At 63.2% G+C, this 7,547-nt stretch carries 8 protein-coding genes and 1 tRNA gene; 3 read left to right on the top strand and 6 right to left on the bottom strand.

Features of this window, described 5'->3' with window-relative positions:
- Positions 1 to 73 (bottom strand) — tRNA-Arg (locus ABNU97_RS16395).
- A 136-nt stretch (positions 74 to 209) separates the two neighbouring features.
- On the opposite strand from ABNU97_RS16395, the gene ABNU97_RS16390 reads away from it, so the two are divergent.
- A complete protein-coding gene (locus ABNU97_RS16390; RefSeq protein ID WP_348767742.1) occupies positions 210 to 701 on the top strand; it encodes a c-type cytochrome in 492 nt (163 codons plus the stop codon).
- 55 nt (positions 702 to 756) lie between these two features.
- Here ABNU97_RS16390 and ABNU97_RS16385 read toward each other — a convergent pair whose 3' ends face one another.
- Positions 757 to 1,344: a helix-turn-helix domain-containing protein gene (locus ABNU97_RS16385; protein WP_348767741.1), complete on the bottom strand. Its 588-nt coding sequence runs from the start codon at positions 1,342 to 1,344 to the stop codon at positions 757 to 759.
- A gap of 82 nt (positions 1,345 to 1,426) precedes the next feature.
- Here ABNU97_RS16385 and ABNU97_RS16380 point away from each other — a divergent pair, with 82 nt between their 5' ends.
- Positions 1,427 to 1,894, top strand: a complete 468-nt coding sequence (locus tag ABNU97_RS16380) for a nuclear transport factor 2 family protein (protein WP_348767740.1) — start codon at positions 1,427 to 1,429, stop codon at positions 1,892 to 1,894.
- Between the two features lie 54 nt (positions 1,895 to 1,948).
- Here the strand turns inward: ABNU97_RS16380 and ABNU97_RS16375 are convergent, their stop codons facing one another.
- The 4 genes from ABNU97_RS16375 to ABNU97_RS16360 all read right to left on the bottom strand — a co-directional run bounded on the left by ABNU97_RS16375 (position 1,949) and on the right by ABNU97_RS16360 (position 6,802).
- On the bottom strand, positions 1,949 to 3,952 hold the full coding sequence (locus tag ABNU97_RS16375) for a UvrD-helicase domain-containing protein (protein WP_348767739.1): 2,004 nt from the start codon (positions 3,950 to 3,952) through the stop codon (positions 1,949 to 1,951).
- A 111-nt stretch (positions 3,953 to 4,063) separates the two neighbouring features.
- Positions 4,064 to 4,801, bottom strand: a complete 738-nt coding sequence (locus ABNU97_RS16370) for a TorF family putative porin (RefSeq protein WP_348767738.1) — start codon at positions 4,799 to 4,801, stop codon at positions 4,064 to 4,066.
- 223 nt (positions 4,802 to 5,024) lie between these two features.
- The gene (locus ABNU97_RS16365; protein WP_348767737.1) at positions 5,025 to 6,542 is read right to left on the bottom strand and encodes a YifB family Mg chelatase-like AAA ATPase; all 1,518 of its coding nucleotides are present in this window, start codon (positions 6,540 to 6,542) and stop codon (positions 5,025 to 5,027) included.
- 8 nt (positions 6,543 to 6,550) lie between these two features.
- On the bottom strand, positions 6,551 to 6,802 hold the full coding sequence (locus ABNU97_RS16360) for an accessory factor UbiK family protein (RefSeq protein WP_348767736.1): 252 nt from the start codon (positions 6,800 to 6,802) through the stop codon (positions 6,551 to 6,553).
- Between the two features lie 268 nt (positions 6,803 to 7,070).
- Here ABNU97_RS16360 and glnK point away from each other — a divergent pair, with 268 nt between their 5' ends.
- Positions 7,071 to 7,409, top strand: coding sequence for a P-II family nitrogen regulator (gene glnK, locus ABNU97_RS16355; protein WP_348767735.1), 339 nt, complete (start codon positions 7,071 to 7,073; stop codon positions 7,407 to 7,409).
- Positions 7,410 to 7,547 lie beyond the last annotated feature (138 nt).

Genomic DNA, 7,547 nt, shown 5'->3' with positions numbered 1-7,547 from the left:
GCGCCCGGCAGGATTCGAACCTGCGACCTTCGGCTTCGGAGGCCGACACTCTATCCAGCTGAGCTACGGGCGCATCGGCGCCGCAAAGGATACGCACCCGCCGGCGCCGCGTCCATCCTCGTTGCGTACACGTATCCGTGTGAGCGCTAAAATCCGTTATACTGCGCGCGATTCCGCGCATCGTTCGACCACGCAACATAAAGCTTGCCATGACCGCCAATACCGACCAGACATTCTTTCGCGCTTTTACCATCGTACTTGGCGCGCTGTTCCTGATCACGATCGCGGCCATTGTGGGCGCGCGGCTGATTTCCGGCGCGGGTGACAGCGGCGAGATGCGCCCTGAACAGCTCTCGCGCGTGAAGGATCGAACCGAACCGGTGTATGCGGTCAATACCGATCCGAACGCGACGTCGGTTGCCGCCGCGGGCGACGACAGCGGCGGCGAGCCCATGTCCGGCGAAGAAGTGTATGCCAACGTCTGTTCGGCCTGTCATACCTCCGGGGTGGCCGGTGCGCCGAAGACGTCGGACACCGCGGAATGGACGAAACGTCTCGATGAGCAGGGCAAGGACACGCTCTACTCGCGTGCGATCAACGGCTACAAGGGCATGCCGGCCAAGGGCGGTAACCCCGATCTTTCCGAAGAGGAAATGCATAACGCCGTGGACCACATCCTCAGCGAAGCCGGCGCGACCTAAGCGGCTCAACGTCAGCGCTATGCGTTGTTAAAAGCCGCCCCACGGGGCGGCTTTTTTATGCCTGGCTGGCGGACGGGGCGATACCGGCGACGCATTGAACCAAAGCGTCAAGATCGGCGACGACCGCTAACGCCGGCTCCCCGCTCTGCACGCGCATGATCGCGCCATCGATCGCCAGCGCGATCTGGCTGGCTTTGGGCTGGGCGCCAGCATCCTGTTTACCCAGACAGCTCGCCACGGCCGCGATCATCTGCTTTTTGTGCATGCGCGCCGCGCGATTCACGCTGGCCAGCGCCTGGCCGTATTCACCCACGCTGTTGAGAAATGCACAGCCACGAAACTCGGGGCCGGCCAGCCACTCGCCGAGCGCCGGCGCGATTGCCTTTGGGTTGCCGCCATAGCGTGCGAGCGCCTGAACAAACCACTCGAGCCAACGCTCATGTCGCGCCTGCAGAAACGCCTCGACCAGCGCATCCTTGCTGGCGAAATGGCGATAGAAGGTGACCTTGGTCACGCTAGCTTCGGCAATGAGTGCGTTGGTGCCCGTTGCCCGAATTCCGTCGCGATAGAACAGCCGCTGCGCGGCCTGGAGAATGCGCTGGCGCGGTGGCGCGTGGGCCTCGACGGATATGTCTTCGATCATTCGAACAGTGTAGACAGGTCGGTCTACATGCGCCAGACTTCGCTTATGTAGACAAACCGGTCTACCCATCGCGAGGACCGCCATGACCGTCAAAGCCCCCGTACCACCGTTCGATCCCGACAGCGCTGCCCGCAAGGTTCGCCTCGCTGAAGATGCCTGGAACAGCCGCGACCCCAGCCGCGTCGTGCTGGCCTATACGCCCGACAGCAGCTGGCGTAATCGAGTGGAATTCTTGAACGGCCGCGATGCGATACACGCCTTTCTGCAGCGCAAATGGCAGCGCGAGCTGGAGTATCGACTCATCAAGTCGTTATGGGCCTACGCCGAGGATCGCATCGCCGTGCGCTTTGCCTATGAATATCGCGACGATACCGGCCAGTGGTATCGAGCCTATGGCAACGAGAACTGGCAGTTCGACGCCGCCGGCCTGATGCATACCCGCCTCGCCAGCATCAACGACTGCCCGATTTGCCCGGATGAACGACTGTTCTTCTGGCCCCAGGGACGGCGGCCGGACGACCACCCGGGGCTGACCGATCTGGGCCTTTGAACAGGGACAACAGCCATCCTGCACGCCGCCCGGTCGGGCCGGGCGCACCCTGTTTCAATCCGCGTTTTCGCCCAGCATGGCCTTGAGCGCGGCGAGCTGGCTGCGGCCATGTTCGGCTTCGGCTTTCGGGTCGCGCTTGCGTGCCTGTGGCCAGTCGATTTCGTCCTTGGGCAGCTCTTCCAGAAACCGGCTGGGGGTGCTGTCGGTATTTTCGCCGCCGCGCCGGCGCTGGCGTGCATAGCTCAACGACAGCGTTTTGCGCGCGCGGGTAATGCCGACATAGAGCAGCCGGCGTTCTTCTTCGATCTTTTCGTCATCCATGCAGGCATGGTGGGGCAAGAGCCCTTCTTCCATGCCGACCAGAAACACGTGGTCGAACTCCAGCCCCTTGGCGGCATGCAGGGTAAGCAGATGCACCTGGTTTTCGATGTCCTTTTCGCTCTGATTGGCAAAGTCCATGAGGCTGAGCCGGCGCACCACTTCGTCGAGCCCGCGCGGCGTGCCGTCGCTGTTTTCTTCCATATGCCCGAGCCAGCCGAGAAATTCGTCGACGTTCTCCAGGCGTTTTCGGGCAGCGCGCGTATTCGCAGCGGTATCACGCAGCCAGTCGCGATAGCCGATATCGGAAATCAGCTGCACCACCAATTCCTTGGCGGGCATGGATTCGCCGTCGCGCGCGAGACAACGTGCCCAGTCCACGAACTCGGCCAGCCGCCGGCCGGCGCGATCGCCCACGCCGCCGGCCAGCCCCACGCCGCGGGCGGCATCGAACAGGCTCAGGTGCCGACTGCCGGCATAACGGGCCAGGGCTTCCAGCGTGGCCGGCCCGATTTCGCGACGTGGCAGATTCACCACCCGCAGGAAGGCGGCGTCATCGTCCGGGTTGACGAGCAACTTGAGATAGGCAGCCAGGTCGCGAATTTCACTGCGTTCGAAAAACGACCGTCCACCGGAGACGCGATACGGAATCTGGCGCTCACGCATGGCTTTTTCGAACGCGCGCGACTGGAAATTGCCACGATAGAGCACGGCGTAGTCGCCGAAGGCGTTGCCGGTGCGCAGCCGGTGCGACGAGATTTCGCTGGCCACGCGATCGGCCTCGCCTGCCTCGTCGGCACAGGCGAGCACGCGGATACGATCGCCCGCGCCCATCGCACTCCACAGATTCTTTTCGTACACGCGGGCATTGGCGGAGATGAGCGTGTTCGCCGCCGACAGCACGTTGCCCACCGAGCGATAGTTCTGTTCGAGCTTGATGACCTTCAAATGCGGAAAGTCGCGCGACAGATCGGCGATATTGCCGGGGCGCGCGCCGCGCCAGGCATAAATCGACTGGTCGTCGTCGCCCACCACGGTAAAGGCCGCGCGCACGCCGGCCAGCAGGCGCATCAATTCGTACTGGGCCGCGTTGGTGTCCTGATACTCGTCCACCAGCAGGTAACGAAAACGATTCTGCCAGCGCTCACGGGCGGCCGCGTCCTCGCGCAGAAGTTGCACCGGCAGACTGAGAAGATCGTCGAAGTCGACCGCGTTATAGGCCTTCAATCGACGCTGATATTCGGCATAGGCCCGTGCGATCGCCTGTTCGGAACCGGCCGCGCTCGCCGCGGCGGCCTCCGGATCCATCAAGGCCGATTTCCACGCGCTGATGGTAAAACGCGCGGTCTTGCGCAGCTCGGCATCCTTGCCAATCAGGTCGGCCAGCAGCTTGTCCGCGTCTTCGGCATCGAAGATCGAAAAGCGCGGCTTGTAGCCAAGCGCGGCATGCTCGGCACGAATCATCTGCAGGCCGAGACTGTGAAAGGTGCTGACGGTCAGCCCGCGGGCCGCATCGCCGTCGATGAGCTTCGAGGCGCGCTGCTTCATCTCGCGGGCGGCCTTGTTGGTGAAGGTCACCGCCGCAATGCGGTCGCCCGCATAACCGTTTCTGATTAGATGCGCGATCTTGCGGGTAATGACGCCGGTTTTGCCCGAACCGGCACCGGCGAGCACGAGCAACGGGCCGTCGAGATAACGGACCGCCGCGTCCTGTTGGGGGTTGAGCTTGGGAGTCGCCATGGGCGGCAGAGTCTAGCAGCTAGCGCGACGTGCGCAGACGGTCGATCGCGTATCGACAGGCACAAAAAAGCCGGCCCGAAGGCCGGCTTGGTTCAGCCGCTCAAGACGCGTTTAGAACGATTTGCTGATCGTGCCCACCGCGGTCGCGCCACAGATATTGGCACCGCCGCAGGCGGCATCGTCCAGGTCGGTATCGACATAGGCGACCGACCAGTCGAGGCCGAACTGGGTGGTCCCCAGCGAGATCGACCAGTCCGCATAGTCTTCGAAATACAGCTCGTTGTCGTCGACGGTCTGGTAGCCGGCATGGGCGCCCAGCGTCAGCCATTCTTCCAGCGGGAATTCGAAGCTGGCGTTGTAGTAGAAGGCATCGCCGGATTCGTTATAGAAATCGTCGCTGTAGGACACGGAGAACGCCGCCGACATGTTGTCGTCGCTGTAGGCGATACCGGGCGTGTATTCCCAGAAGTCGATTTCGTTGTTGTCGCCGGCCGTGCTTGCGCCCGGGTAGTAGTAGTAGAGGACGTTGAAATCGAGCGCCCAGTGTTCGCTCAGCGCGAGACCGTAGCCGACATAGAAATCGATCTCGGCCTGGGCACCGTTGTCGCCGGTGACCGGGCTGGGATTGAAGTTGTCGACGTTCGACGCCCAGGTGCCCATGTACAGGCCGCTGTCGAGGGCATAATCGAACCCGCCCTGAATCGCGAAGTCGCGATCGGTCTGTGACACACCGCGATAACGATAGTCGGTGGTGAAGGCCACGTTGGCACTGGCTTCGGCGGCGATCGCGCTGGCGCTGGATACGGTCGCGACCGCTGCCGCGCAGCCGATTAGAAGTTGTTTTTTCATCTCGGTTTTTGCTCCCTTTGCAAAAAATCTCGTAGCGAGAAACCCCAAACGCGGCCTAGGCCTTGAACGGGACAGTGGCCGTTGATGCACGAGACATGCCAAACCGGCAGACGTGATCAACCGTTCAACCCGGGCCACACCTTTGCCAATACGTCTGCGCCCTATCGATCGGACGCGGGCGCCTCTGGCATGAGCCCGGCCAGATCACACTTTTATTACAAAATCAGGACGTCGCGTTTCGATCGAGCTGTCGATAGCCGATGGCTTCGGCCACGTGGCCGGCGTTGATGGTGTCGGCGCCGGCGAGATCGGCGATGGTGCGCGCAACGCGCAGAATACGGTGATAGGCCCGGGCCGACAGCCCCAACCTAGCGATCGCCTGCTCCAAAATAGAGCGCGCACTTTTTTCGAGCAGGCAATACGTATCGATATCGGCCGGCCGTAGGCACGCATTCGGGCCGTGGCCCCGTGCAGCCGCCTGCTGGCGGGCAGCGACGACCCGCTCGCGCACCTCGGTGCTGCTTTCTGCGCGCTCGGCCTGCGCACCACCCATGAGCACATCGCGGCCGACGGGCGCTACATTGAGATGCATGTCGATGCGATCCAGCAAGGGGCCGGAAATGCGATCGCGATAGCGTGAAATACGCTCTGGCGTGCAGTTACAGCGGCCCGAGGCATCGCCGAAGTAACCGCAGGGGCAAGGATTCATCGCGGCAATCAGCTGAAACGCCGCCGGAAATTCGGCCTGACGCGCGGCTCTGGAGATCACGATATGCCCGGATTCGAGCGGCTCGCGCAGCACTTCCAGTACGCGCCGATCGAATTCGGGCAGTTCGTCGAGAAACAGCACGCCGTTGTGGGCAAGCGTGATTTCGCCCGGGCGCGGGGTGGAGCCGCCGCCCACCAACGCCACGCCCGAGGCGGTATGGTGCGGGGCACGAAACGGACGGCGGCCCCAGTTTTCCGGAGAAAAGCCGCCGGGCGCGATCGAGGCCACGGCCGCGCTTTGCATTGCCTGTTCCTGGGTCATGGCCGGCAGCAGGCCCGGCAGCCGGCAGGCCAGCATGGTCTTGCCCGCCCCCGGCGGGCCGATCAGCAGCAGCGAGTGCCCGCCGGCCGCCGCGATTTCAAGGGCCCGCTTGGCCTGCTGCTGGCCGCGCACGTCGGCCATGTCTTCATGTATCGAGGGCGTATGCCCGGCTGCCGGCTGCGGGCGATGCCAGAGCGCCTCGTCGCCGGCGAGGCTGGCGGCCACGTCCGCCAAATGGGCCGCCGCAAACGCCCCGTCCGGGGCTGCCAGCGCGGCTTCCGGGCCGTTGTCCTCGGGTACGACGAGCACCCGCTGGGCCTGGTTTGCGGCCAGCGCCGCGGGCAACGCCCCGCGTACGCCGCGCAGCGCACCGGATAGCGACAACTCGCCCAGGAATTCGTAGCCGGACACGCTCTCGCCCGGAATCTGGCCCGAGGCAGCGAGTATGCCCAGCGCGATCGCCAGGTCGAAACGCCCGCCCTCCTTGGGCAGATCCGCGGGCGCGAGGTTGACCGTTATCCGGCGGGTCGGAAACTCGTAGCCGCTGTTGACAATCGCCGCGCGTACGCGGTCCTTGCTTTCCTTGACCTCGGTTTCCGGCAGGCCAACGATCGCCAGCGCGGGCAGCCCACCGGCCAGGTCGACCTCGACCGTCACCGCCGGCGCTTCCAGGCCGGTCTGAGCTCGGCTGTGTACCGTCGCCAGGGCCACCGTGGGCGCTAGCGGCCGGCGGCGTTGTCGCGTTCGGCTTCCAGCGCGGCCACTTGCGTTTCCAGCGCGTCGAGCTTGCGGCGCGTATGCGCGAGCATTTCACGCGCGGCTTCGAATTCCTCGCGCGGCACCAGATCGAGTCGCGCCAGCTGACCCTGAAGAATCGTACGGAAATTGGCGTGCAATTCGTCGCGCAGCGGCGCCACCTGGGGCGGCAGAGCCTGGGCGAGACGGGCAGCGATATCTTCGATAGAGCGCATAAGCGGCTAAGACGACCTTGATGTTTAAAACAACAGCATGACGCGAACGCCCGCCCGACGCAAAAGCGCCTTGCACTTTTTTGGTGCGATGCATTCACGGCCCGTCAACGGCCGTTGAACAAGTCCTCGAATACGCCCCTAACCGACTGTTTTTAATGCCTTGGCACGGTGAGTGCTTAGACCGGTTCGCAATCTCTCGCCTGCACGTCCCGAATGCTTGAATGCGAGGCAACGGGGCGTGCGATACCGCATGACAGGAGCAGGTCATATGAAATTAATCGCAGCCGTAATCAAGCCGTTCAAGCTCGATGAGGTCCGCGAAGCGCTTTCCGAGGTCGGTGTGCAAGGCATCACCGTGACCGAGGTCAAGGGTTTCGGACGTCAGAAAGGCCATACGGAACTCTACCGCGGTGCTGAATACGTGGTCGATTTTCTACCCAAGGTGAAGATCGAAGTCGCGATCGAGGAGTCCGAACTCGAATCGGCCGTGGAAGCAATCTCCAAGGCGGCCCATACCGGCAAGATCGGCGACGGCAAGATCTTCGTCACCGAGCTGGAACAGGCCATCCGTATCCGCACCGGCGAAACGGGCAAGGACGCGCTTTAAGCCGCGCCCGCTTAACGCCTTAAATTTCGAGGGAAACCCCACGCCATGGAAAACAATATCTTCGAATTGCAGTATGCAATCGATACCTTCTACTTTTTGATCTGCGGGGCACTGGTCATGTGGATGGCCGCCGGCTTC

This window comes from uncultured Salinisphaera sp., assembly GCF_964012375.1.
Lineage (GTDB): Bacteria > Pseudomonadota > Gammaproteobacteria > Nevskiales > Salinisphaeraceae > Salinisphaera.
Note: the sequence above shows the minus strand (reverse complement) of the source record. Positions and strands in the feature narration are given on the sequence as shown.